The organism is Catellatospora paridis, from assembly GCF_009720365.1.
In the GTDB taxonomy this organism is placed as follows: Bacteria; Actinomycetota; Actinomycetes; order Mycobacteriales; family Micromonosporaceae; genus Catellatospora; species Catellatospora paridis.
Genome location: NZ_ML769316.1, coordinates 37561 through 62957 on the forward strand (window position 1 = coordinate 37561; position 25397 = coordinate 62957).

23 protein-coding genes are annotated in these 25397 nt (G+C 69.3%); 12 read left to right on the plus strand and 11 right to left on the minus strand.

Going from position 1 to position 25397, the window contains the following annotated elements; genetic code table 11:
• The first annotated feature begins 115 nt into the window (after positions 1-115).
• A complete protein-coding gene (locus F9C41_RS15840) occupies positions 116-721 on the plus strand; it encodes a response regulator transcription factor (RefSeq protein ID WP_155387577.1) in 606 nt (201 codons plus the stop codon).
• On the opposite strand, the gene F9C41_RS15845 is transcribed toward F9C41_RS15840, so the two are convergent.
• A complete protein-coding gene (locus tag F9C41_RS15845; RefSeq protein WP_155387578.1) occupies positions 647-2536 on the minus strand; it encodes a sensor histidine kinase in 1890 nt (629 codons plus the stop codon). The genes F9C41_RS15840 and F9C41_RS15845 overlap by 75 nt on opposite strands.
• A 199-nt stretch (positions 2537-2735) precedes the next feature.
• Here F9C41_RS15845 and F9C41_RS15850 point away from each other — a divergent pair, with 199 nt between their 5' ends.
• Positions 2736-3836, plus strand: coding sequence for an epoxide hydrolase family protein (locus F9C41_RS15850; RefSeq protein ID WP_330164769.1), 1101 nt, complete (start codon positions 2736-2738; stop codon positions 3834-3836).
• Positions 3837-4317: 481 nt separating this feature from the next.
• On the opposite strand, the gene F9C41_RS15855 is transcribed toward F9C41_RS15850, so the two are convergent.
• The gene (locus F9C41_RS15855; protein ID WP_155387579.1) at positions 4318-4767 is read right to left on the minus strand and encodes a MarR family winged helix-turn-helix transcriptional regulator; all 450 of its coding nucleotides are present in this window, start codon (positions 4765-4767) and stop codon (positions 4318-4320) included.
• A gap of 56 nt (positions 4768-4823) precedes the next feature.
• Here F9C41_RS15855 and F9C41_RS15860 point away from each other — a divergent pair, with 56 nt between their 5' ends.
• Positions 4824-5918, plus strand: a complete 1095-nt coding sequence (locus F9C41_RS15860; protein WP_230689655.1) for a bifunctional NAD(P)H-dependent oxidoreductase/GNAT family N-acetyltransferase — start codon at positions 4824-4826, stop codon at positions 5916-5918.
• A gap of 5 nt (positions 5919-5923) precedes the next feature.
• Here F9C41_RS15860 and F9C41_RS15865 read toward each other — a convergent pair whose 3' ends face one another.
• The gene (locus tag F9C41_RS15865) at positions 5924-6079 is read right to left on the minus strand and encodes a hypothetical protein (protein WP_155387581.1); all 156 of its coding nucleotides are present in this window, start codon (positions 6077-6079) and stop codon (positions 5924-5926) included.
• Between the two features lie 383 nt (positions 6080-6462).
• Between F9C41_RS15865 and F9C41_RS15870 the strand changes: the two genes are divergently transcribed.
• Both F9C41_RS15870 and F9C41_RS15875 read left to right on the plus strand, forming a co-directional pair.
• A complete protein-coding gene (locus F9C41_RS15870) occupies positions 6463-7272 on the plus strand; it encodes an ABC transporter ATP-binding protein (RefSeq protein ID WP_155387582.1) in 810 nt (269 codons plus the stop codon).
• The gene (locus F9C41_RS15875; protein ID WP_155387583.1) at positions 7257-9113 is read left to right on the plus strand and encodes a hypothetical protein; all 1857 of its coding nucleotides are present in this window, start codon (positions 7257-7259) and stop codon (positions 9111-9113) included. The genes F9C41_RS15870 and F9C41_RS15875 overlap by 16 nt, the downstream gene beginning before the upstream one ends.
• Before the next feature lie 96 nt (positions 9114-9209).
• Here F9C41_RS15875 and F9C41_RS41270 read toward each other — a convergent pair whose 3' ends face one another.
• From F9C41_RS41270 to F9C41_RS15885, 3 genes are all read right to left on the minus strand, one after another.
• The gene (locus F9C41_RS41270) at positions 9210-9332 is read right to left on the minus strand and encodes a hypothetical protein (RefSeq protein WP_407924703.1); all 123 of its coding nucleotides are present in this window, start codon (positions 9330-9332) and stop codon (positions 9210-9212) included.
• Between the two features lie 366 nt (positions 9333-9698).
• The gene (locus F9C41_RS15880) at positions 9699-10325 is read right to left on the minus strand and encodes a 2'-5' RNA ligase family protein (RefSeq protein ID WP_155387584.1); all 627 of its coding nucleotides are present in this window, start codon (positions 10323-10325) and stop codon (positions 9699-9701) included.
• A 518-nt stretch (positions 10326-10843) separates the two neighbouring features.
• A complete protein-coding gene (locus F9C41_RS15885) occupies positions 10844-11581 on the minus strand; it encodes an SDR family NAD(P)-dependent oxidoreductase (protein WP_155387585.1) in 738 nt (245 codons plus the stop codon).
• A 145-nt stretch (positions 11582-11726) separates the two neighbouring features.
• On the opposite strand from F9C41_RS15885, the gene F9C41_RS15890 reads away from it, so the two are divergent.
• Complete coding sequence (locus F9C41_RS15890; protein WP_155387586.1) at positions 11727-12392, plus strand: TetR/AcrR family transcriptional regulator; 666 nt, start codon at positions 11727-11729, stop codon at positions 12390-12392.
• Between the two features lie 559 nt (positions 12393-12951).
• Here the strand turns inward: F9C41_RS15890 and F9C41_RS15895 are convergent.
• Complete coding sequence (locus F9C41_RS15895; RefSeq protein WP_230689656.1) at positions 12952-13689, minus strand: class I SAM-dependent methyltransferase; 738 nt, start codon at positions 13687-13689, stop codon at positions 12952-12954.
• 621 nt (positions 13690-14310) lie between these two features.
• On the opposite strand from F9C41_RS15895, the gene F9C41_RS15900 reads away from it, so the two are divergent.
• From F9C41_RS15900 to F9C41_RS15910, 3 genes are all read left to right on the plus strand, one after another.
• Positions 14311-15081, plus strand: coding sequence for a carbon-nitrogen hydrolase family protein (locus F9C41_RS15900; RefSeq protein ID WP_230689657.1), 771 nt, complete (start codon positions 14311-14313; stop codon positions 15079-15081).
• An 84-nt stretch (positions 15082-15165) separates the two neighbouring features.
• Positions 15166-15663: an HIT family protein gene (locus tag F9C41_RS15905; protein WP_230689658.1), complete on the plus strand. Its 498-nt coding sequence runs from the start codon at positions 15166-15168 to the stop codon at positions 15661-15663.
• A gap of 1232 nt (positions 15664-16895) precedes the next feature.
• Complete coding sequence (locus tag F9C41_RS15910; protein WP_155387588.1) at positions 16896-17900, plus strand: hypothetical protein; 1005 nt, start codon at positions 16896-16898, stop codon at positions 17898-17900.
• A 527-nt stretch (positions 17901-18427) separates the two neighbouring features.
• Here F9C41_RS15910 and F9C41_RS15920 read toward each other — a convergent pair.
• On the minus strand, positions 18428-19342 hold the full coding sequence (locus F9C41_RS15920; RefSeq protein ID WP_196279794.1) for a class I SAM-dependent methyltransferase: 915 nt from the start codon (positions 19340-19342) through the stop codon (positions 18428-18430).
• Between the two features lie 426 nt (positions 19343-19768).
• On the opposite strand from F9C41_RS15920, the gene F9C41_RS15925 reads away from it, so the two are divergent.
• Positions 19769-20740 (plus strand): chitosanase, encoded by a 972-nt coding sequence (locus F9C41_RS15925; RefSeq protein WP_330164770.1) that lies wholly within the window; start codon positions 19769-19771, stop codon positions 20738-20740.
• A gap of 188 nt (positions 20741-20928) precedes the next feature.
• On the opposite strand, the gene F9C41_RS15930 is transcribed toward F9C41_RS15925, so the two are convergent.
• The 3 genes from F9C41_RS15930 to F9C41_RS40685 form a co-directional block, all read right to left on the minus strand.
• Positions 20929-21228, minus strand: coding sequence for a hypothetical protein (locus tag F9C41_RS15930; protein WP_155387590.1), 300 nt, complete (start codon positions 21226-21228; stop codon positions 20929-20931).
• A gap of 439 nt (positions 21229-21667) precedes the next feature.
• On the minus strand, positions 21668-22141 hold the full coding sequence (locus F9C41_RS15935) for an RNA polymerase sigma factor (RefSeq protein WP_196279795.1): 474 nt from the start codon (positions 22139-22141) through the stop codon (positions 21668-21670).
• A complete protein-coding gene (locus F9C41_RS40685; protein ID WP_196279796.1) occupies positions 22138-22317 on the minus strand; it encodes a hypothetical protein in 180 nt (59 codons plus the stop codon). The genes F9C41_RS15935 and F9C41_RS40685 overlap by 4 nt, the downstream gene beginning before the upstream one ends.
• Before the next feature lie 342 nt (positions 22318-22659).
• Here F9C41_RS40685 and F9C41_RS15940 point away from each other — a divergent pair, with 342 nt between their 5' ends.
• Entirely contained in the window at positions 22660-23028 is a 369-nt protein-coding gene (locus F9C41_RS15940) for an effector-associated constant component EACC1 (RefSeq protein ID WP_196279797.1), read from the plus strand.
• Positions 23029-23030: 2 nt separating this feature from the next.
• Entirely contained in the window at positions 23031-24956 is a 1926-nt protein-coding gene (locus tag F9C41_RS15945) for a caspase, EACC1-associated type (protein ID WP_155387593.1), read from the plus strand.
• Positions 24957-25397 lie beyond the last annotated feature (441 nt).

Genomic DNA, 25397 nt, shown 5'->3' on the forward strand with positions numbered 1-25397 from the left:
GACGGAAACGGCCAGCCGGTCATGACGTGCGGTCAGGGGCTCGTATGTCGGAATCTTCAGCGCGCCCAGGTGTGCGCGTGTGGACGTATGCTGGCCCGCGGCGAAGGGAGCGCGGATGATCCGGGTGTTGCTGGCCGAGGACGTGCGCGTGCTGCGCGAGGCGCTGGCGGAGCTGCTGGGCTTCGAGGACGACATCGAGGTGGTCGCGGCCGTCGAACGGGGCGATGAGGTCGTCGCGGCCGCGTTGCGGCACCGACCGGATGTGGCCGTGGTCGACATCGAGATGCCGGGCCTCGACGGGATCGACGCCGCGTTGCGGCTGCTGCGCGAGCTGCCCACCTGCCGGACGTTGGTGTTGACCGGGGTGGGACGACCGGCCAACCTGCGCCGCGCAGTGCAGGCGCAGGTGGCCGGTTTCATGCTCAAGGACTCCGGGCCGCGCGAGGTGGTCGACGCGATTCGCGTCGTGGCCGCCGGTGGGCGGGTCATCGATCCGCAGCTGGCCTACGCGACGCTTGGTTCGAGCGGCAGCCCGCTGACCGAGCGGGAGACCGATGTGCTGCGGCTGACCGCCGCGGGCGCGACGCCGCGCGAGGTGGCCGCGAAGTTGTTCCTCACCTATGGGACGGTCCGCAACTATCTGGCTTCAGCGGTGACCAAGCTCGACGCCAGGAATCGGGTCGACGCGATCAGGATCGCGGCCGAGGCGGGCTGGGTGTAGCCGACCTGGCTGAGCGGCCCGCGGTGGGACTTGTGCGGTGAGCACGAAACCGTCGCCGTCGGGCTCGGCGCTGAGTCGCCCGCCTGCCGCGGCGAGCCGGGCACTCAGGTTGACCAGACCGGTTCCGGCACCGGCCCTGACCGCGCGGTCGGGTTTGCCGTCGTTGGTGACGCGCAGCCGCGCCGTCCCGTCCCGTGTGGTCAGCGCGATCTTGCAGGTGGTTGCGCCGGCGGCGTGGCGGATGACGTTGGTGACCGCCTCCCGCACCACCGTGGCCAGCAGCGTGTCGACGGCGGCCGGCAGGGCGGCGGCGCTGACCTCCACCTCGGCCTGGATCCCCGACGCGTCGAGCAGGGAGCAGACGGCCCGGAGTTCTTCGGCGAATCGGAGCTCGGGGGTGCCGGAGATCGCCGCTTGGATGTCCGCGAGCCCGCGCAGGGCAAGTGTGCCCAGCTCGTGGAACTCGCGTCGGGCCCTGGCGGGGTCGGTGTCGGCGAGCCGCGCGATCAGCTCGCATTTCAGGCTGATCCCCGTGATGCTCAACCCCAGCAGGTCGTGGACGTCCCGGGTGACCCGCAGCCGTTCTCGGACCACCGCCAGCCGGGCCAGTCCCGCACTGGCCTGCGCGAGTTCGCGCGCCACATCCGGCAGCCGGCAATAGGCGTACACCTGGATCAGCGCCCCGGTCAGGCTGGCGACCAGGTAGACATGGTCCCCCACGGTCGCGCTGGACGGCATGACCAGCAGCAACTCTGCCATCACGATCGCCAGGACGCCGAGCGACCACGGCAGGCGCCACCGGTACAGCACCGCCCCGGCCGCCAACGTGATCGTGGGGGCGAAGTGCGGGCCGGTCAGCGCGACCGCCACCGTCAGGATCACCAGGTGCAAGGGGAGGGTCCACCGCCATCGGCGGGGTGGGCGACCGGCCACCTGCGGAGCGCCGTGGTACATCTGCAGGGCCGCGGATCCGGCCAGCGTCAGCAGCACGAGCACCCACCCCGCGAAGCTCGGCCGGACGTAGAACGCGAAGTTGACCAGCACCAGCAGAGCGCAGTTGATGGTCGTCGCCAGGGTGAACAACCATGCCAGCCGCGGCGAGATCATGGTCGTCTGGGACGAGGGAGCGTCCGCACCAGCCTGCCCGCCGGACATTTCCCGCCGTGTGTCGATGATCGACCGTGCCGTGTGCGCGGCGCGCCGAGCGGTCGCGGTGATCTCGGAAAGCCTTGCCCGTGCCTGCTCGCCTTCCATGCCGAGCCGGCTCAGCCGGAGCACCGCGGACAGGTCCGTGCCCAGCGTGACACGCATGCGTTCGGCGTTGTCGAAGCGTTCCCCGGCCACCGCGAGCGCTGCGTGAGCGGCTCGTTCGGCTGCCACGCGCCGGGTCAGGTCGGTCAGCAGCATCACGCCGAACAGGTTCGACCCGACGAGCACATCGATGACCAGCCTGCCGACCAGGGCGAGCCCGACCGCGCCCGCCTGGCCGAACACCGCGCTCAGGCCGACGTCGAGCGCGATCACGAGTACGCCCGAAAGCCAGGAGATCCGGTGAGGCATGGTGAACAGCACCGAGGCGACGACCGCTCCGGCAACCGGCCCCCACACCTCACCCACCAGGAGGTACGGGCCGAAAGCCAGCAGCGCCTGCCCGGCCAGTACCCACAGGGTCGCCTGCGACGACAGTCGCCTTGAGCCGATGACCAGCACCGTCGCCGCGAGGCCGCCGACCGCTGCCATGGCGATGACGCCTGACGTTGCGGTGATCCCCGAAGTCCCGTACTCGCCGGAGAAGACGAACCCGCTACGAGCCACGAACCAGGCGGCAAGTGTGATGACCAACAACGCCTGGGCCGTTTGGGCTCGTCGCCCCACTCCGCCTCCGTGACCTCGATAAAGTGCACATTGCACAGGTTCGGCCTGCACCCTGTCAACGTGATGGGCGGCACTGTGCGCGAGGGGCCGATGCGCTCATGCACTGCCGCCGGCCCTGGCAACGGCGCAGGATCAGGTCATGACCAACAACGCGGAGATCCGCCCGTACCGGATCGACATTCCCGAGGCCGATCTCGCCGACCTACGTGCCCGTCTGGACCGGACGAGGTGGGCCGATCCCGCTCCCGGGGCGGGCTACGGGGTGGGTCTGGACGACGTGCGCCGGCTCGTCGAGTATTGGCGGTCCGCCTTCGACTGGCGTGCCCAGGAAGCGCGAATCAACGCGCATCCCCAGTTCACCACTACCATCGACGGGCAGAACGTCCACTTCCTGCACGTGCGTTCACCGGAACCGGCGGCGATGCCGCTGATCCTCACCCACGGCTGGCCGGGATCGGTCGTGGAGTTCCTGGACCTGATCGGCCCGCTCACCGATCCGGCCGCGCACGGCGGCGACGCGGCCGACGCGTTCCACCTGGTGATCCCGTCCCTGCCGGGTTTCGCCTTCTCCGGCCCGGCCGCCGACACGGGCTGGGGCACCGTACGCACGGCCGCGGCCTGGTCGGAGCTGATGTCGCGCCTGGGATACCAGCGCTACGGAGCGCACGGCAACGACGCCGGCTCGATGATCTCGCCACGGCTGGCCATCCACGCCGGTGAGCGAGTCGTCGGTGTACACGTCATGCAGGTGTTCTCCTTCCCCTCCGGCGATGCTGCCGAGTTCGCCGGCATGTCGGAGCAGGACATGGCCCAGATGCAGCAACTGCAGTGGTTCATGGCGTCGAAGTTCTCGTTCAACCAGCTTCACTCACAGCAGCCGCAGACCCTCGCCCACGCGCTGGCCGACTCACCGGCCGGCCTGCTCGGCTGGAACCTGCAGCTGATGGACGACGAAGCGATGGGCGGCAGGCGGCTCGACGACGACTTCGTGGTGACCAATGCCGCCATCTACTGGCTCACCAACACTGCGGGTTCGTCGATCCGCTTCTACCGCGAGGACGCCAACGCCGACCACGCGCCCAGCGAGGCGAGCACGTTCCCGCTGGGCGTGACTGGTTTCGGAGGCGACTTCACGGGGTCCGGCGCTTCGCCGAGCGCGACCACAAGAACGTCACGCAGTGGCACATCCACGACGCTCCCGGCGGGCATTACGCCGCCCACCTGGAGCCGGAGCTGGTGACCTCCGACATCCGGGGCTTCTTCCGCGTCCTGCGCTGAGCTTCGGATCCGGTAACAGCGGCGGTCTGCCCGCCCGAACGGCGAACAACACGGCCATGGGCCAACCCACGGTCAAGATCGTTACTGGCTCATGGGTTTGTCGGGGTGTGGGCGGGTGGTGGCCCCGGTAGGGGCCGGCGTTCGGCTGGACGCGTGTCGGTCGGCACGGGGGTGTCGTGTTGTCGTACCGGGCAAGGCCCGGCGACGGACGCCACCGCCCCCACGCGACCAGAGCGATCGTGTGAGGCATCGGAGCACCCAGGCCGCACCGGCTGTCCCCGGGCGTGAGGAACCCCGCCACCGCATCCCCGGACCGCGCACACGATGCCCGTCGCCGGACAGCGGACCGAAAGCGGGCGGCCAGCGTGCCCAACACCGTCCGGAGCACGCGGCTGAGCAAACGCAACTCATGCACAGTCCATAGGAACGGTCTCGACACGGCATCAGTCAGGCAGGTCGGCGATCCGGGTCGACAGTGTGCGCAGCAGCGCCAGTTCGTCGGGACTCAGATGATCGAGGAAGCGCGCCCGCACGGAGACGACATGGTGCGGGGCGGCGTCATCCAGCACCCTGAAGCCGTCATCGGTCAGGTGCAGGATGCAGCCTCGCGCGTCCTGCGGATCGGGCTCCTTGCCGACGAGTCCCCGGGCCTGCATGCGGGCCGCGTGGTGGGACAGCCGGCTGCGCGACCACTCCATCTTGGCGGCGAGATCTTTGAGCGCCCACCGACGGTTCGGCTTCTCCGACAGCGTGCTCAGCACCTCGTAGTCAGCCGGTGACAGCCCCGAGTCGCGGGCCAAGTCCCGGCTGAGCCGGGCCGGCAACGCTATCAGCAAGCGCCGGAAGGCACGCCACGTATTTTCCTCATCCTCGGTCAGCCAGGCAGTGTGCACTCGGTCACCCTACACCTCGTTGACACGTCATAGAAATGTCGAATAAGGTCGGTGACATGTCATCGAATGCGTCACTGAATGTTCTGGTCATCGTCGCAAGCACCCGCCCCGGACGGCTCGGACCGGCAATCGCCGACTGGTTCGTCCAGGCAACCGCTCCGGCAGGCCCGGCGGACGGGACGACTCTCGACATCGCGGACCTGGCCGACATCGGACTGCCGCTGCTGGACGAGCCCGAGCATCCCTCCAGCGGCGCCTACGTTCACGAGCACACCCGCGCGTGGAGCCGGCGGGTTGCCGCAGCCGACGCATTCGTGGTGGTGACACCCGAGTACAACTACGGCATGCCTGCGGCACTGAAGAACGCCCTCGACTTCCTCTACCACGAGTGGGCGTGGAAGCCGGTGGGGTTCGTCAGCTACGGCAACACCTCGGCTGGCACCCGGTCGGTACAGATGGCCAAGCAGGTCGTCACCACCTTGAAGATGATGCCCATCGGCGCCACCGTCGCCCTACGCATCGCCGACAGCACCCACAACGGGCAGGTCCTGCAGTCCGCAGAACTCGATGAAGCCGCTCGCAGAATGCTGCTCGAACTGAACCGAGTCGCCTCGGCGATGCGCTCCCTACGCGCGGAACCCGACAGTGACCTCACCGGCACGTCCGGCCCGGTCGAAGGGCTGAGGCTGACCATCGCCCAGCCTGACGACCTGGCCGAACTGCTCGTGCTCCAGCGGTGCTGCTGGGTGCAGGAGGCCATCGCGAACGACACCCTCGACCTGCCGCCGCTCCGGGAGACACTCGACGACCTGCGCGAATCGATGTCGACCTGGCAGCTGTGGTGCGTACGCCGAAACGGGCGCCTCGTAGCAGCGGTCCGGGCCCGGGCACACGGGAGTGGGTGGCTGATCGGTCGCCTCATGGTGGCTCCCGACCAGGCCGGCAACGGCATCGGTTCCTGGCTTCTCGCATACGCCGAACAGCAGGCCCCCGAGGAAACCGCGTACTACGAACTGTTCACCGGCCACCGCAGCACGAGCAACATCAAGCGGTACGAACGCGCCGGCTATGCCCTCACCGACGGTGACGGCATCTCCGCTGACAGCGTCCGCCTCACCAAAGAGCGGCAACCGGCCACCTGCGTCAGGTGATCAGATCACCCGGCCTGGTCGTGCAGACCGTCGCCGTGGTCGGTCGCCAGCGGCGTCTTCGCCGCCCTGGTGCGTGGGGTCAAGGCGTCCACGAGCGGCTCGACCTCGGCTGGCGGTCCTGCGCACAGCGCGGCTTCCCGAGTCGCGGGGTCGTGTCCCATCCGTTCAGCGAGTTCGTGCATTCTCTAGCCGGCGTCGGAAGACTCGACGCCAGCAGTGCAAGGAGGAGTCCGCGGAGCGCGGCGAGGGCGTACGACCAGATCATGCTCACCTTCGCCGCCGATCGGCGGCGGTCGGCGCACAGTTGGAAGGCACCCGGCGGGGGTGGGGGAAACTACACCCCCACTCGGCAGGCAGCGTCATACCGGGCCGTACGCGGCGCGCCTAACTTGAGCATTGCCGCACGAAAGGTGTCCCCCACGCCGGGCGGCGGGATGAAATCCATCCAGTTCGTGCGCACCGACGCCGGCTGGCGCATCAGCGCGGCCGCATCGGCTACGACGCCCGTAGCGATAGGAGAACCGTGGTCAACGGCAGTGAAGCGATGCCAGACTCGATCAGGAAGGCCACCGGCTCGCACCAGTCGGCGCAGGAAGACGGGCCGCCGGCGCTACTACTCGCCGGCCTGACCAAGATTTTCGGTGGCAACCCCGCGGTCGACCGGGTCGACCTGACCGTTCCCGCGGGATCGTTCTTCGGCCTGGTCGGGCCCAACGGTGCCGGCAAGACGACGGCGTTGTCGATGGCGGTCGGGCTGCTGCGGCCCGACGCCGGCAGCTCGTCCGTGTTCGGCGTCGACATGTGGTCCGACCCGGAACGGGCCAAGGCCTTGATCGGGGTGCTGCCCGACAGTCTCGCGCTGCCCGAAAGGCTGACCGGGCGGGAACTGCTCACGTTTCTCGGCCAGCTCCGCGGCCTCGACCCGGCCGCGATCACCGAGCGGACCCGCGAACTGCTCGACGTGATGGACCTGGAGCACGCCGAACGGACGCTGGTCGTCGACTACTCGACCGGCATGCGAAAGAAGATCGGCCTGGCGACCGCGCTGCTGCACGCGCCCCGGCTACTGGTGCTGGACGAGCCGTTCGAGGCGGTCGACCCCGTGTCGGCGATGGCGTTGAAGGCGATCCTGGCACGGTTCGTGGCCGACGGCGGTTCGGTGGTGCTGTCCAGCCACGTCATGGCGCTCGTCGAGCAGCTGTGCGACACGGTGGCCATCATGGTCAAGGGCAAGGTGGTGGCGGCCGGTCCGCTCGACGAGGTCCGCGGCCGCGGCTCCCTCGAGGAGACCTTCGTCCGGCTGGCAGGCGACGACGTCCGGGCCACGGAGGGGCTGTCATGGTTGACGTCCTGATCCGGATGAAGCTCGCGATCATCCGCAACTCCATGACCGGCGGCAGAGCCGCATTGATGATCACCGGCGGCGTGCTCGGCCTCCTGGCCGCCGCCACCACCGTCTGGCTCAGCCTGGTAAACCCGTCCGGTCCTGGCGTGGTCCCTGATCTACTCGCCACGACTTACGTCGTCTGGTTGCTCGGGTGGGTGGTCGGCCCGGTGTGGGGCGCCTCGTCGGTCCTGCGCGTCGAGCACTTCGCGCTGCTGCCGATGCCACGACGGCAGTTGGCGATCGGCCTGCTCGGTGCCGCGTTCGTCGGCGTCACCACCGCAGTGACAGCACTGGCCTTCCTGAGCCTCGTCGTGTACGGCATCCGGCAGGGTGTGCTGCCGGCGCTCGTCTCGGTGCCGGCGGCCGCGCTGCAGCTGGTGCTGGTGGTGCTCCTGTCCCGTGCGTCCCACAGCGTGTTCGGACTGATCGCGCGTGGGCGCCTCGGCTCGGCGTTCACCGGGCTGCTGCTCGCCGCGTTCCTGGTGCTCACCCAGTCCGGCTGGATCGTCGTCGTCGTGATCGCCTACTCGGAAGTCCTCTCAACCGGGTTCCCGTCGGGGTACTCGGCCGTGGTGCGGGCGATCCCGTCCGGATGGGGCGTGGCCGCCGTCGAGTCCGCCCGCCATGGACAGTGGTGGCGCGCGGTCGGCATGCTGGCTGCCATGGTCGCGCTGAGCGGCCTCCTGCTGCTCGGGTGGAGCCGCACACTGGGATCGTTGCGCCACGGCCGGACGACGATCCGCGGCAGCAGCCACGCGCCGGCCGCCACTTCGCCGGTGCTGGCCGGGCGCACCGCGGCCGTCGTACGCAAGGAACTGCGCACCTGGTGGCGCGACCCGGCGCGGACCCAGATCCTGGCGATCGTACTCGGGTGGGCGTTGGGAACCGCGCTGCTGCCGCTGACGCTGGGCTGGACGGCGGTGCTTCCCTGGGCCGGCCCGGGCATGGCGTTGATGGCGGCCACGGTGGCCTGCAACCTCTACGCCCCAGACGGCACCGCGCTGTGGCTGACCCTGCAGACCGGCACCGAACACGAAGACCTGCGCGGGCGGCAGTGGGCGTACCTGCTGGTGTTCGGGTCGCTCACCGTCGCCGTCACGGTCGGGTTCACGCTCTGGAGCGGGTACACCTGGGCCTGGCCCTGGGTGCTCGCGCTGGTGCCGGCCCTACTCGGCGGCGGCGTGGGCCTGGCCCTGTACACCTCGGTCGTGGCGCTGGCGCCCGGCCCGGACGCGCACAAGCGGCCGGACAACCCGCTCGAGCACGGCGAGACCCCGTGGCAGTCCCAGGTGCTGTTCTGGGTCGGCCTGCTGCCAGCCGTTCCGGCCGTCATGACGGTCGTTTTCGGCACCGTGTACGACAACGCCGCGCTGCTGTGGGCCGGTGGCCCGGTCGGGCTGGCCACAGGCGTCTTCCTCGGGTGGTGGCTGGGGCGGGTCGCGATCGGCCGGCTACGGGCCAAGGGCCCCGAGATGCTGTACCAGATGCGCACCGGGCGGGCCGCGAAGACCGTTGCCGTGGCGGCACCCAAGGTCGACGTGCCTAAAGCCAAGCTGTCCAGACGGGAGAGCCTCGTCGCGGGCCTCTCCTGGATCCTCGGCCCGCTCTGCCTCATTCCCCAGGGCGTCATCCCAGTGGTGATCCTGCTCGCCGGTGCCGAACAGAAGGTGTGGTTCCTCGCGCTGTACATGCCGGATCCGCTGCGCTGGCCGGTGGCCATCCTGATGGTGCTACTCGGATGCTTCCTGCTCCACCAAGCGATCCGGCTAACCGTCAAAAGCAGCCGGCCGGCGTGGCCGGGGAAGTAGGGGCAGACGCGCGGCGGCGGTGTGCGCTGGGGCCTTCTAAGGGTGCCGTTGCGTTACGTGATTCGGAGACTGGTTGGACCCGTGTCGGACCTGCGGTCAGATCGCCATGGCGAGTTCGGCGAACGCCGCGGCGAACCGCTGGGCGGGCGGGATGTCTATCGCCATGTCGCAGTGTCCGCGGCGGAGATTCTGCATGAACGCGTGTCCGTCAATGATCACTTGTGCTTGATGCCGGCCTACTCCCCCAGCCTCCGCAGTATGATCTTGATGCCGTCCGGGGCGAGCCGGCGGCCGCCGCGGTCTGCCAGCCACAGGAATGGCAGCTCGCCACCGAGTGCTTGTTCAGAGCCGCCGACGCCGACCGGGTCGTCCCCGCAGGCAATGACCTGCGGAAACCCCTTCACTGGTCGGGCTGGCCGGATTCGAACCGACGACCCCTTGACCCCCAGGACGGGTGACCGACCGCAACTCCGAAGTCCTCGGGCGACAGCGGACGTGAGCGGGTCGACGACTTCACCGCTCGAGTGTGCCTCGACCATGCCAAGGTTCAACGCAACGAACCCGCTCGCAATCCGCGCGCCATGGTCATGTCTGCATCAATGGGATCTGTGCCACTGACGTCCAGGTGTAGGTGCCGGAGCCGACATGTTGCTCGACCGCGGCCAGGTGCACCGCCTGCACCGGTAGTTCGGCACGGCCGACCCGCAGGGCGCTTAGAGCACTCAGGTGCGGCTCGATGTCGACGTGCCCCGTGCAGTAGGAGACCGTGACGTGCGGCTGACCTGGTCCCGATGTCTGCGCGACCGCGTCATCACCGAGGGAAGCGACCGCCGCGGACCGGGCGGCCCGACGCAGCTGCCGCCACGGCTGGTCGGGGAACGCGTCGAGTGTGATCGAGTGAGCCGACACCAGTGCCGGTCCGACCTGGAGCGAGAACGCAGGCACAGTGGCGAGCCGGGCCCGCAGCTCCCCGGTGAGCGTCTCCAGTTGGTCGGGCGTGAGTTCGTCCAGGTGGCGCGTGAGGTGCTCGACGGACATGTGCAGCCAGCGTGCCGGTTGCCGGGACAACTCGCGCAACCCGCGCGCGGCGAGCAGGCCTTGGTACCGTGCGGCCATGGCGGTCACCTCGGCGTTGACCGGCGCGTAGATGTGCAGTCGGCCGGTCGGCCTCGGCCAGGTTGCCTGCGGGGTCCGCGTGAAGAACGACTCCACGCCGCTCAGCCGATGCCGATCCGGGCCAGGGGGCGGTTCACTGTGGAGAGCACGTTGACACCTTACGCGCCGCCCGCGGTCATGATCACGGCTGGTGACCTGCCCGCACCGGACCGCCGAGCGCCGCTTCAAGTTCGCAAAGAGGGTCCTAGCACTCCTCGTACTCTGGCGGTGGTGATCTCTGTCTACCGCGGGAGACCCGTACGACCGCAGCGCCAGCGGCGCTTACCGGCGACGATTGTCTGCTGGCCTACCGGCGAGAGCGCCGTCGAGTTCTGGCCGGCTGGCGCGACAGTCTTCCCGCTGTCAGCTGTAGGTTCCATCCGCGATGACACCTTCCCAAGATCGCGTCGGTAGCGATGCCGTTTGCGACGCGATCTTGGGAAAGCGTGCCAGGCGGCAGTGACCCGCGGCTCGCCGCATCGTGTTTGGTCAGCGGAAGTGTCGGGCGGTGAGGATGGTCAAGGCAACGCCAGCGCCCCGAACCCACTGACAACAGCGCGATCAGGTGGCCCGGCTCAGCGGGTCTGGTCGGTCGGCCGGATGAGGATCTCGTTGACGGCGACGTGTTCGGGCTGGGTGAGCGCATAAAGGACGGCGGCGGCGATGTCCTCGGGCTGCAGCGTGCGCATGGACTCGGCCATGTTCTTCGCCGCGGCCTGGATGGCCGGGTCGGTGATGTGGCTGGTCAGCTCGGTCGAGACGAAGCCGGGCTCGACGACGACGACCCGCACGCCCTGCGCGGTCACCTCCTGCCGCAGCGCCTCCGCGAAGGCGGTGATGCCGAACTTCGTGGCCGCGTATGCGCCGCTCGCGGCTGACGCGATGCGCCCCGAGGTCGAGGAGATCTGCACCACGGCGCCCTTGGCCGCGAGCAGGTGCGGCAGCGCGGCGTGGACCGTGTACATCGAGCCGAGCAGGTTGGTCTCGACCATGCGGGTCCACTGCGTGGTGTCCGCCCCCAGGATCGGGGCGCTGAGCATGATGCCCGCGTTGTTCACCAGGCCGTCGAGGGCTCCGAAGCGGGCGACGGTCGCCGCGACCGCGTCCTGCACCGACTGGAGGTCGGTGACGTCCAGGTCGAGGGCCAGCATCTCGCCGGGGGCCCGCTCGGCCAGCGACCGCAGCCGGTCGGCCCGCCGGGCCCCGACCGCGACCCGGGCGCCGGCCTGCGACAGGGCGAGCGCCGTGGCCTGCCCGATGCCCGAAGACGCGCCGGTGACCAGGACGACCTTTCCGTCAAGGGTGTTGCTCACGTTTCCTCCCAGAGTTCGTGCGACCGCCAGGCGCACGCCGGCGGGCCGCCCCGACGGAAACTGACCGCCGGGTCATGTTCACCGTAGCAGCTAACATGACCGGACGGTCATGTTGGTGATAGGCTCCACATCAAAGGAGGCACCCATGACCGAGACGACTGCCATCGCAGGCCAGCGGGCGGACATGGTGCGCAACCGGCGCCTGCTACTTGGGGCCGCGACCGAAGCCTTCGCCGAGCGCGGGGTCGACGTCTCGATGGGCGAGATCGCCCAGCGCGCAGGTGTCGCCAAAGGCACGGTGTTCCGGCACTTCGCCACCAAGGAGGACCTGCTCGCGGCGATCATGCTCCAGCTGCTCGACCGGCTCACCGGCACGGCCGACCGGCTCCTCCAGGCCGACGACGCAGCGGCGGCGCTATGGGAGTTCATGACGGCCGGCGTCGAAGCGCTCGCGGGCGACCGCGCGTTCTGCGACGTGATCGGGCGCCCGTCACTGCAGAATGCCGAGGTGCGGGACGCGATCGCGAAGCTCGGCCACGTCGCCGAGACGCTGACGGCGCGGGCGCGCGAACAGGGCGGCGTACGCGCCGACATCACGGGAACGGACATCGTGCTGCTGCTGGGCGGCATCCACCAGACGGCCGCACCGGTGCTGGACACCCAGCCGCAGGCCTGGCGGCGCTACCTCGAACTGGCCTTCGACGGGCTGCGCGTCACGACCACCCGCCCCCTGCCGCATCCGCCCGGTCGCCTACTGCTCGCCGACCCCCGCAGCCCGGCCGACCCGCCTCGGGCATCAGCCGAATCCTGACCGCACCGGTCACCACCGAGCAGGCGGCGTCACTGCTCAGGCCAGCTGTACGCGCCCGCCCGGCGAGTCGCCGATGCGTTCGCCGAACTCGCCAAGGCGGTCTGATCGCGCCACGACGCGGGTCCAACGCCCCACCGATCCAGCAACGCAACGGCGCCGATCCCCCGCCCTCCGACCAAACCTTCCAGCATTGAGGGTTGTCACCCAGTACCTCGCCTAGTCAAGGGGTCCACCAACGGTGTACTCGACTTTGGCCGACGTCCCTAGACCACAAAAAGAGGGTCTCCGTGGTCCGCGACCAGCGGAAACCCTCTCGCTGTCGGGCTGGCCGGATTCGAACCGACGACCCCCTGACCCCCAGGACGGGTGACCACCCGTCTATGCACGTCACGCGCGATACAGGGTGTGATCCAACACCGCTGCAGGGATGGTCCAGGACCGAGACGTATGACGTGTGGTCCCCGCCTGGTCCCCTGTGTCTGGTACCCGGGTACGACCGCGCGCCTCGTGGCAGAACCGGCTGACCGTGGTCAGGAGCGGACATCTGATTATGGAGGTACTACGGCTCGCAGCGCCGACGCGCGAGATGGACGATGACGTCGGCAACAATCTCGACCGCCTCAGGCAGAACCTGCATGATCCGCCTATAGACCTGCTCCTGCTCGGAGACCGGCAATACGAGATAAGCCGAGACGGTGGAGAGGTGACCGACGTAGTCGCGAGCACTCATCGTCAAACGCCGCTCGATCACGGACTGCTGAACATCGGCGAACCACTCGGACTGCTGGAGTTCCGTACCGGGCCACTGCATGTCGTGTTCCGGAGGCGTCCCGTCGGGAGACGGAACCTCGTCGTTCTCCAAGAACGGTGCCCGGGCCACGCGCACTGCCTCCTCCACCGCTGGGTCAGCCAGCCGGATTGGTCCACCGCACGAGGCAAACACGCCGCCCGGCTCCAGTAGCGCGGCCATGCGCGGCCACCGACCCTCCGGATTCGTCCAATGCAGTGCCGCTGCCGCATAAACCAGCCCGTAGCTCTCGCCCGGTCCCAGGTCCTCGAACGCGCTTCGCACAGCCTGGACGTTTGCTGGCACGTGCTTGCGCAGCTCGGCGAGCATGGCCCCGTCAGGATCGGTCGCAGTGACGGTGATCCCCCGTTGAGCGAACAGACGGGTTGCCTTGCCTGTCCCAGCGCCAATCTCAAGGGCGGTCCGAACCGGGCGACCTGCGTACGCCATCACCATGTCCAGCAGCTCCACTGGATACCCCGGCCGGAACTGTTCGTATGCTTCCGCCATCACTCCGAAGCTAAGCGCGCGACTAGACATGCCGGGCATCCTGACACGGTCGGCCCGGAACTGCTCGATCTTTTCGTGCGAACCAGCCTGAGCCAGTCCGAACTCTGAAGCAACGACGCCAGCTCATCGGCAGGCGTGGCCGCAGCCGACGCGGCTTCAGCAATGACGTGTAGGTCCGTACCGCCCGGCCACCTCGCGTTGCGCGAGCCCGGCTAACTTGACCCACGGTCAAGATGCGCTTCCAGCCCACCAACTGGTCCCAGAACGCAAGAAAGGCCGGTCCCACAATCGGGGACCAGCCTTCTAACCTGGTCGTGATCCGACGGCGCTGAAGGGTGGCGTGCGGGACTGATAGGCATTACCCGTGGTCCCCGCCTGGTCCCCTTGCGTCCGGCATCCTTGGGCACGATCGCGATCGCGACGAACCCTGCGCTGCCGGCCGACACGGTCGCGCTGCTCCTCGCGGATCCGCACCCGTTCGTCCGTAGCAACATCGTGCTACACCGCTTGGTCGACGCCGACACCCGTCGGCCGGCTTGATCCGTTGACAGGTCGGGTGCTGCAGGCGAAGTTGCGCGGGCACTCGCGGTCGGCCACGATGACGCGGTGCGGATGTCCCTCATGATCGCCCAAGTCCCCGCTGTCTGGAACGTGGACACCAATCTCGGCACGGTGCGCGACGTTCTTCACGAGGCCGGGTCCGGCGACGTCGTCGTCCTGCCGGAGGGAATGCTGTCCGGCTACGGAGAAGATCTGGCGCCACTGGACGGGCTGGACCCCGCCGCGGTCAACGACGCGGTGGCGCAGGTGGCCCGGCTCGCGGCCCGCCGACAGGTGCACGTCTTCTGCGGATCGCTGCTGCCGCAGGTTGGCGGCTGGTGTAACGCTGGCCTGTTCTTCCCTGCCGACGGCAGCCGTCATCAGGTCTACCGGAAGATCAACCTCGCGATGAACGAACGCGGCCGGTTGCACCCCGGCGAAGACCTGCCGACCGTCGACGTCCCGCACAACGACGGGACCGTCATCGCCGGGATGCAGCTGTGCCGCGAAATCCGCTTCCCGGAACAGTGGCAGCAGCTGGCAACCGCGGGCGCCGCGCTGTTCGTATACCTCACCAACGCCGCCAACACCCGTGAACCCCAAGGCGTCTGGCGGAGCCATCTGATCAGCCGGGCTGCCGAGAACCAGCGCTTCCTCGCGTCTGCCAACATCGCCCATCCCGACCAGCATTGCCCGAGCATGGTCGTGTCTCCACGTGGCGAGGTGCTCGGTGAACTCGCCCCGAGACACACCGGCCTGCTGCGACATGTCCTCGACCTGGATGAGACCAGGGACTGGTACCTCCGACAACGCCGCCAGGACGTGCTGTCGCTCCACTACCACCCGAAGTGATGCATCCACCTATGGACGCGTTCCTCCTCCACGGCGGGCGTCGCAAGGACTGTGGATGACGCGACTCGCAGGTACGATGCCCGCGTGAGCGATCACTCCGATCGGATACCGATGGACCTCGCAGCCTACGAACGCCGGATCCGCTCTGGAAAGTGTTTCATCTGCGCGTTCCTCGCTGGCGAGCCCGGCTACGAGCACCAATTGGTCTACGACGATGGCACTCATGCCGCGTTCCTCAGCCGCTATCCGACACAGCCTGGCTACACGCTGGTCGTTCCACGTCGTCACGTCGAGGACGTAGTCCGCGACCTCACGACGGACGAGTATCTGGCGCTGCAGGCCGTGGTGCATCGGATCGCTCGCGCGGTGGGCAAGGTGACGCAGCCGGAGCGCACCTATCTGCTGTCGCTGGGGAGCATGCAGGGAAACGCGCACGTCCACTGGCATGTTGCGCCGCTGCCGCCCGGTGTGCCATACGAGAAGCAGCAATACCACGCGCTGATGGCCGAGAACGGCATCCTGGACTGCGGCCCAGAGCAGACCTCCGCGCTGGCAGCGCGGATCCGCACCGCACTCGGCTGAAGTACCAGGACACCAGTTCTGCGACAAGGTCGGCGACCGGCATCGGCGTACCGCGTTGACACTAGTGTCGCAGCCGATGAGCGGGCCCAGGTGGCGGCCCATCCGCTCGGCGGCCTCGTAGCCGAACGCCGTGCGCACGAGGTCGGAAGACGACACCGGTATCGCTGTCTGCACCGTGCCGCCGCTCGCCGGCGGACCGCGCGGCACTCGCGCCGGTGCCCTCGCGGCCGCCACGCCGGCTCAACGGCGTCGGCGGTCGGGGTCCTTGCTGGCGACGTGCGCAGCGACGTCATCGACGCCGGGCGGGGCGTAACGGCCAGAGAGCGGATGCTGCGGCGGACAGAGCGGGCCGTGGGCATCACGTCCGAGGTGCCGCCCTTCCTCGTCCTGATCAGCCCGCTGTACGGCAACCGGCGCAGCGTCCACCGCCCGAGCCGGAGCGGCCCGTCGATACCGTTCTTCTTGTCGAGCTTGTCCAGGTGGTCAAGCTCGACCGGGACGACGTCCGGACATGACCGGCGACGCGGTCCGGCTCGTGCAGGTGGTTGGACACGTCGAGCTGTGTCACGCGGAGGTCGTCGACGAGGTGGCAGGTGCACGCGGTCCCTGCTGAGAGGATTTCGACGATCGCGCCGAGGGCGGGATCGGCCGGCAGCCAGGCCACCTCCGCTGTCGAATCACCGGCTCGGTGAGGTGCGCGCGACGATGCAGCGTCCGACGACCTATGTGTACCGTGTCACGGACACCGCCAATGAAGGAGAAGCCATGCGTCCAGGCGACCATGAGCCGACCGGCCCATCGACCGAACCCGCGGTCGAGTGGCAGCACCAGCCCTCGGCTGACTGGTCCCCATACGACGACGCGCCGGCCTCGGCCGCCCCGCCTGGCCCCGACCTGTACGGCTCGGCACAGCCGACGTGGGCGCAACCGCAGCAGCCCACCCCCTGGCAAAACGACGGGCCTTTGTCGGGTGAACCTCCGTCGAACGACTGGCCGGTGCCGATCCACCTGGCCGGTCCGGCGTGGCCCGGCGCTGACACAGCGCCTGTCACCGCCGCGCCGCCAGGACCGGACTTCTACCCGGCGCCATCGCACTACTCGGCACCGGGCGGCCCACCGCCCGGACCAGACCTGGCAGAGGGCTGGTCCACAGACGGCCAAACGACGGGACCGCTGACACCCGACAACCCGGGGCTGGTCGGGCGGCTCCTGCGCCGCCTGCGGGGCGGATCGTGAGCGACATCGCCAAAGGCATCCTCGGCGGCGGCTGGGGTCTGCTGGTGGGCTGGATCCTGCCCACCCTGATCAACGTGACACTGTTCGTCGCCGTAGCCCCGGCACTGGCTCCCGTCGGCATCGGTGACCTGCTCAGCGGAGCCAGCACCGCCGCCGTCGTCGCCGTCGTGTCCGGGGTCCTGGTCGCAGGGCTCGTCCTGGCCGCCGTGCAGAACTTCCTCTACCGGATCCTGGAGGGCTACACCCTGTGGCCTTCGGCGCTGCAACGCTGGGCCCGCCAGCGCCAGCTAGCACGCAAACGCCTGCTCACCGACCGGCTCACCGCGCTGCGCCTCGCCGAGGCCGAAGCTCGCGGCGAGGACGTCACCGTGGCGATCGCGCCATACCGCAGCCACCGGCGGCTGGCCGCCTACACCAGACGAGGCGAAGGCTCGGCCGTGGTGACCGGCCTGGTCGCCGAACAGCTGCGCCGCTACCCGATCGACGACGCCCAGATCGCGCCGACCCGGCTGGGCAACTCGATCCGCCGGCTCGAAGAATACGCCTGGAGCCGCTTCGGACTCGACTCGCAGATCCTCTGGAGCGAACTGGGCTGCGTGGCCGACGAACAGGCCCGCAAGGAGGAATCCGCGGCCCGGACCAACGTCGACTTCTTCGTATGCTTGCTGTCAGGCCACGTGCTGCTCGCGTTCGTCTTCATCGCATCGAGGTCCTCCGGGGCGATCACCGGACAGGAACCGGTGATCGCAGCGGTGGCGCTGCTGGTCCTCGCCCGGGTCTGGTACTCCGCCGCGGTGCGTGCCGTCGACGGCTGGGACGGGGCGGTGCGCTCCATCGTCAACCTTGGCCGGGTCCGGCTGGCCGAGCACCTGGGGTTGGTCATGCCCGGCAACCTCGGCGACGAGCGGCTGATGTGGCTGGCCGTGGCCAGGCTGGTACGCGACCCGGCCGATCCCCGCGCGGCTGTCGGCCTCGACGCGCACCGCAAGCCGGCTGCGTAGCCGCAGTTGCCGGCGGCGAGAGCCGCTGCCTGCCCCGGCGCGATGGATGAACTGGTTCCCCGGCGTGGCACCACGTCCGGTTGCACCGTCGAACCAGAGTCCTGACAGCAGGAGGCCATGACGCGCCACAACCCGGCTGGAGTTGGACTGACGGGCGGGAGTGGTCCGGCATCGGACGTTGTGTCCTGATGCCGGACCACTCTCGGCACAGCCTGCTACGGAGCCAGATCTACCTCGCACGGGTCATGCGGCAGGGAAGAGTCCGATCCGGGCGTGGTACCCGTGGCCCAGCTCGTCGGTGTCGGAGCCGACCAGCAGGCCCTGTGGGCAGCGCACGAATGCCCGCACGCCCTGTCCCCGGCTGCGGGTCGGGTTCCAGTCCAGCGCCCGTCCGGTCTCCGGGTCGAGGGCGGCGATGCCGGAGCGGTCGACCGCGCGATGTCGGTGGCGATCGGACGCAGATGCGAGGCTGGCGTAGGAGCGAAACGCATGACGTGTGGTCCCCTACGGTCCCCGCGCGGCCGACGTCAATGTTGCCGGCGAGCACCACCGTTCAGTACTCGGACGTTGCTCGCCGACCCTTCGACTGCTTCGCCGTCTCCGCAGAGCCAGTCAGTGAACCACTTGCTGTCCGGATCGGCGACGACCCGGAGTGCCTGGGCCGCCAAAGTGGTCAAGGCGAGGATTCCAGCGGCATGCCGTTGTTGTGGACTTGATCCCACGCCGGTGCACTGGGGGTGGTAGGTCGCGTCGGAGCTGGTGCTGTGGTTCCGGTTCTGCTCGCCGACGTACACTGCGCCCGTGACGGGGACGATCCCGGGCGGTGCGGGGCGTGGCAGCCGCAAAGATGAACCGACGATGGCCGTGATCGCTCGTCTGGCAGGTGTGGCTTCGCGGGCGGCTGCCCAACCTTGTGGGAGTCGGTCGCGGGAGTTCAGCCGGCTTGCCCACTGGTCCAGGACCTCGCTTAGCGCCTTCTGCCAGGCGGCGTGTCCTGCCCAGGGAGAACTCGACCAGCACAGCGCCAGATGTCCACTCGGGCGCAGCCACTCAATCGCGTGGCGGGCCACCTGGTCCCGACGAAGCCGGTGGAAGGCGTTGCCGATGGTGATCAGCTCGAAGGCCGCCGACCCGGCAGACAGCTCCTCAACGCTCGAAATGATCGCTTGGATGTTGTGCCGGTACCGAGCCGCCTTCGCTTTCACTACCCGGACCATGTCCGGTTCCTGATCGACCGCCCAAGTCACGGCGAATAGGTCGGCGAGTGCGAAAGCGAGCTGACCGGTTCCACAGGCGAGGTCAAGCAACCGTCCATGCCGTGATGGTTGCGCCCGGATGGCCAGGTCCTGGATGAGCACCCGGGGGTAGTGGAGCCGGAATTGGTCGTAACGCTCTGCCGTGCCCTGATAGAGGTTGGCGGCGAAGTCCGGTTCGGGCTGCACGGATACAAATTGTGTCAGGTCCCGTGCTGGCACGATGACCGCGACCCGCCCGTCGATGACCCGGCGAACGGGACCAGCATGTAGCCGACACACTCGGGGTCGAACAGCTTCGCCCCCGTCCGGCGTCTTGACCACCAAGCCGCCGCGGTCGTCTTGCGCGAGCCGAGCGCACCGTTGGTCCAGGCGATCACGAGAAGGATCGTGCCTCCGGTGAGCGACGCGAGCCGTTCCGACCGGCGCCTCCCGACACCACGACCACGATCACCGGTTCAATGGTCCAGAACTCGCGAACGAAACCAGTCGTAGGTCCGGTGCGGGACAACTTGCTGGTGCAGTGGCTGTATTTTGCTCTGGTTCGACTCACCGTCTCCGGCACCGGCTCGCTAACCGTATTTTGCCAAGTCAAGAGTTACCGGAAGGATCCCGATGAGGCGAGAACACCCCAGGGTCTGGATGGTCGGCACGGCAGCCTGTGCGGTCGCGGGAATCGCCGTGCTGGCCGTGCTCGTGAACCCCGACGGCGAGCAGCCGACCGCCCCGTCGGGACTTGCCACGACGGCGACGGCGACCGTCGCGCCGTCACCGGTCCCGCAGACGTCTTCCGCCAGCGTCACGGCCGTTGCGTCGCCGCGACCATCGGCCACGCCGAGCCCACGGCCCGCGGCTTCCCCGCGGCCCGCAGCCCGGGCCGGGCTTGACGACCCGAAACTCAAGGACATCGCAATGCAGCTGGTGTCCAGTGCGGAGAACTCGTCGCTGAACTGGCGGGCCCAGTACCGCTACATCGAGGACATCGGCGACGGCCGCGGCTACACCGGCGGCATCATCGGTTTCTGCTCCGGCACCGGCGACATGCTGGAGCTCGTCGAGCTGTACACCCGGCGCAAGCCGTCGAACGCGCTGGCCGGCTACCTTGCCGCGCTGCGGCGCGTCAACGGGTCGGCGTCGCACGCCGGGCTCGACCCGGGCTTCACCGCCGCGTGGGCCAGCGCGGCCGGGGACAAGGCGTTCCAGCAGGCGCAGAACGATGTGCGCGATGCGATGTACTTCAACCCGGCCGTCGCGCGGGCCAAGTCCGACGGGCTGCGGGCGCTCGGCCAGTTCATCTACTACGACGCGATCGTGACGCACGGGCCCGGCAACGACCCGGTCAGCTTCGGCGGTATCCGCGCGGCCGCGCTCAAACACGCCCGGCCCCCGGCGCAGGGCGGCGACGAGACCGCGTACCTGAACGCGTTCCTCGACGCCCGGGTCGCCGCGATGCGGACCGAGTCCGCGCACGAGGACACCAGCCGGGTGGACACCGCGCAGCGGGTGTTCCTCAAGGCCGGGAACCTCAACCTCGCCCTGCCGCTGAGGTGGAAGGTGTACGGCGACGCGTTCAACATCACTGGCTGACGTCGCCGGGCTCGCCTGTGGGAGACCGACTCTCGCCGTACAACACTTCTCGCGAGCCCGATGCGGCCCCGCCGCCGCGCCCCAGCCTCCTGAGCCGGCTCGCCCGGGACTAGAAGTAGCCGAGGTCCCGGCCTCGCCTTCGGCGGCGCACACCGGCGGAGGCGAGGCCGGGGGCCGGGGCGGGCAGGTCAGCCCTTGCCGGTACGCGACTTGGCCAGGTCCCGCCCGCCGACCTGGTGCCCGGCGGCGTCGAGCAGGGCCATGTCGATGACGCCGGATCCGTCGGGGACGTCGAAGGCCGCGTAGCGCGGGCCGTCCGGCCGGGCCGGCGGGGTGACCGTCGAGACGGTTTCGGCGCCGGCAGGCGTGCTCACCCGCACGGACGTCACCGTCGGGTGCACGGCGACCAGGTAGATGCGGTCCCCGTCGAGCTTGACGTGGCCGGCCTCGAAGCGGGCCGGATCGGCAAGCCAGGCCGTCTCGTCCACCCCGCAGACCGTGGACGCCCCCGTCCGGACTTCGCCCCGACCGCCAGGCCCGGGAGACGCGCTGGGCGTGCCGAGAGCCAGGTCACGACCGTCTCGCCGTAGCTCACACCGGCGGTGTCCCATTCGGCGCCGACGGTGTTCCACTCCCCCACCACCAACTCCACCGTGCTGAGCGGGATCCCGCACTCGTCGCGCAGCCGGCCCGGGACCAGCCCGTAGCGCTCGCCGTGGGCGTCCCCGGCGAGCAGCGCGTTCGTCGGCGGCATCTCGTGGACGTACTCCGAGCCCAGCACGTAGCCACCGGCGGCAAGCGGAACCACCAGTGCGGTGAGCAGCAGCGCGACTCGTTTGCGAGGGCGGCGGGGCGTTCTCACCGCAGCCGTCTCGGGCATGGCCTGGGCCACGGCGTGCAGGGTGCGGCGCAGCCGCTGGTCGATTGTCATTTCAGCACTTTCCGGAGCCGTTCGAGGGCGCGCCGCAGGTCCGAGCGGACGGTGGCGGCGGGCCGGGAGAGTAGTTCGGCGATCTCGTTGAGTGGCCGGTCGTCGTAGTAGTGCAGGACGACGACCGCCCGCTGGCGTGGCGGCAGGGTTTTGATGTGGGCCCAGGTCTCGTCGAGTTCGGGCACCTCGGTGATCGGCTCGACCCGGGCCCGCTGGCGGAACAGCCGGTCGCGGATGCCGCGCCGCCGGGCGTCGGCAGCCTGGTTCGCGATGGCGCGCTTGAGGTACGGCAGCGGCTGGTCGATCGCCTGCCAGCGGTCCCAGGCGGAGGCGAACGCCTGCTGCACCAGGTCTTCGGCCTGCTCCCGGGAGCCGGTGAGCAGGTACGCCAGGCGCACCAGGTGGTCGCGGTGGTCCCGGTAGACGGCTTCGGCAGGGGTGGCGCGTGGCGGTATGTGCACGTCGGTCACGTAGGAAGGTCGTTTCGGGGCCGGTCGCAGGCGTCGGCGAGCGCGGCCGCCTGCGCCGCCTGCGGTGCCGTCGGCTGCTCGGCACAGGCGGCCGGTGACGCGGGCGGCGCGGCCGTCGCCGGCACGGCCGGCAGCAGCAGCGCCGCGGCGCAGGTGTACAAGAACAGACGACGCATCATGGCGCCCGGCCCCCACTGTCGCGACAGGATGAATGCCGCGACAGCCTGCGGCAGGCCGGTTACTCGACGCCTACATCACGGTTGCACCGCAGGCCCGGCGTGGTGGGGTTGCGAACTGTTCCCGTGTTCATCGGCAGGCGTGGTCAAGTGTCGCCCGTCACCGCCAACGGCAGCCGACACGCGCATGGCGGGAGCGCGTTCCCGCCATGCGCGCGCAGTCGACCCGGCCTTGGGATCCACCGGCCGGCGAGACGCGGTTCTGACACTGCACGCGCCTTGTCGGCGTCGCAGGATGGCGGTTGACTGTCTCCGACTACAACCTCACCAGCGGTGGTGCCGATGCAGATACAGATCGCGGTCGACGGTGACAGTACCCAGCTCGAATCGCTGTGGGGCTGGGTGCACCAGGAGCGGGAACTGCGGGGCCGCGTGCGGATCGCCCGACCGCCGGTCGCCGCCGGGCAGATGGGCGCCGTCGCGGAGCTCGCGGTCGCCCTCGCCTCGACCGGCGCAGCCACCGCCCTGGCACGGGCGGTGTCGACCTGGCTCATCCACCGACGCGCGAACATCACCGTGAATCTGACACTGCCCGACGGCAGCACGATCAAGGTCACTGCCGAACGGGCCAAAGACGAACAGGAGATGCTGCGCACCATCCTCCAAGCGGCGGCGCAGCTGCCCGGCCAGCCGCCCACCGCCGAGAGCTGACCGTGCGCCTGCCCGACCCGACGCGCTCATACGCCGTGCTGATCGGTGTCAGCACCTACCAGTCAGCCGAACTGCCGAACCTGCCCGCCGTCCGCAACAACCTCGCCGACCTGGCGCTCGTGCTGACCGATCCGCTGCTCGGCGGTATGCCCCACGACCGCTGCATCGTGGTGCGGGACCCGACGTCGGCAAGGGAGGTGTACCGAACTCTTCGGCAGTACGCCGAACACGCCGAGGACACCCTGCTGGTCTACTTCGCCGGGCACGGGCTCAAGGGCGTCCGCAACGAGCTCTACCTGACCTTCGGCGAGACCGAGCCGCACGAGCTGCCGATCACCGCGCTGGCCTACGACGCCCTGCGCGAGATCCTGACGGACGGCCCGGCCGAGAACAAGGTCGTCATCCTCGACTGCTGCTTCAGCGGCCAGGCGGTCGCCAGCATGAGCGGATCATCCAGCACGATCCTCGGCCAGCTCGGCATCGAAGGGACGTATACGCTCACGTCCGCCCCGGCCAACGACGTCTCCCTCGCCCCGGAGGGCGCACGACACACGGCCTTCACCGGCGAGTTGCTAGCCTTGCTGAGGTCGGGGGTGCCAGGCGCGCAGCAATATCTGACCTACGGCACCGTCTACCGGCGGCTGCGGCGCACCATGGCCGCTCGAGATCTGCCCCTGCCGCAGCAGCGGGGCACCGGCACCGCCGACTCCCTGGCCCTGACCCGCAACGCCGCCTATCTGCCTGGGCAACAGACCCGGCCACCGGGTCCGACCGCGCCCGGTCCTGTGCCGTCGCGGCCTGTCAGCCCGCGGCCCTTCCGATTCGGCCGCCGGGCCGCCGCGGTGGGCACTGCCGCCGCGGTCCTGGTCGCGGCAACGGTCATCGCCGCGAAGCGGCCATGGCACGACCGCCCCGAGGACGCAGGCCTGCCGAGCCATCCCGCCCTGTCAACGGCCGCATCGACGCCCACAACCAGCACCGCGGCAGCGGTTCCTGAGCCGGTCCTGCTGACGGCGCTGACGCTCCGCCCAGACCCGTCAGCCGGCCCCGAGTCCGATCCGACCGCACACCGAGCCGTTCCCAGTCTCACGTTCAGTCCGAACGGCGAGATCCTCGCCGCCTCACTCGGCAGCGGCCAGATCCAGCTGTGGCGGGTGAGCACGTGGGAGCCGATCCAGCGGCTCGGTGTCAGCGACAAGGATTCGGCGCCACACGCGAGCTTCAGCCCGGACGGGAAAATGATCGCCGGTGCCGACTATGACGGCCACGTTCGCGTCTGGGAGATCGACACAGGACGCCAGCTGCAGGACCTCCCGGGTCCGAAACGGGGCCAGAACGTCGACTTCAGTCCGCACGGCGGACTGTTGGCGAGCGCGCACGACGACAAGTCGATTCGGTTGTGGGACCTGGCGACGGGCAACCAGGTGCGCAAGATCTCGCTGGCCCATGACGGCGTGGTTCGTTCCATTGCCTTCAGCCCCGACGGGAACACCCTCGCCAGCGGTGGCTACGACGGGCAGATCCACCTCTGGAACCCCTCGACGGGCGAGAAACTTCCGATCCCCTTCAAGGGACACGGCAAGAACTATGTGGTAGATGTTACTTTCAACGCAGACGGCTCGCTGCTGGCCAGCGCCGGTCACGACGAGGGCAAGATCTGGCTGTGGAACACGTCGACCGGTGAAGGCGTCGGCACCTCGGGCAATTCCGTCGCTGCGTGGGCGGTCGCTTTCGGACCGGGCGGCCAGGTGATCAGCGCCCACACCGACGGCATCCGGCGATGGAACACTCGGACGATGCAGCCCATAGGCAAGCCGCTCACCGGTGGGATCAAAGGTGGGTTCAGTGTCGCTGTCAGCGTCGATGGACTGCTGGCCGGTGCGGGCAGCAACGGGCTCGTCAACGTGTGGCGCCTGCCCGCCGCATAAGGCCACCGAATTTGCTCGTGTCGCAGGCCAGCTGCCAAAACCCCGCTCTAACGGTCTTGGCAGTGGTAAGTGTGCCCGTGTATCCGGTGCGCGACGCGACCGGGGGTGCCGGCTCTGACACCGGCGATCTCGGCTGGGCCGCCGGCGCGGCGTAGCGTGGCGGCGTAGCGTGGCGTACCGCCAGGATCAATGGTCGATGCCACGGCTCAGGCTGCGGCGCGCCGCCCAGAACCCGACGTGGGACCGCGGGTGATGCGTCATTTGGTTGCCCCAGCGCCGTTATTCGGGCCTCGGCGCCCCAACGGTCCCCGCCGCGCCACAGCGCGTACGCGAAGCTCGAGTGGGCCTGCACCCAGCCGCGCATCCGACGGCAGTCCTGGGTGCCCAACCGACCGGGCACGGCGTCCTTGACATCCTGGAGGACCGCACGAGCCTCGACGC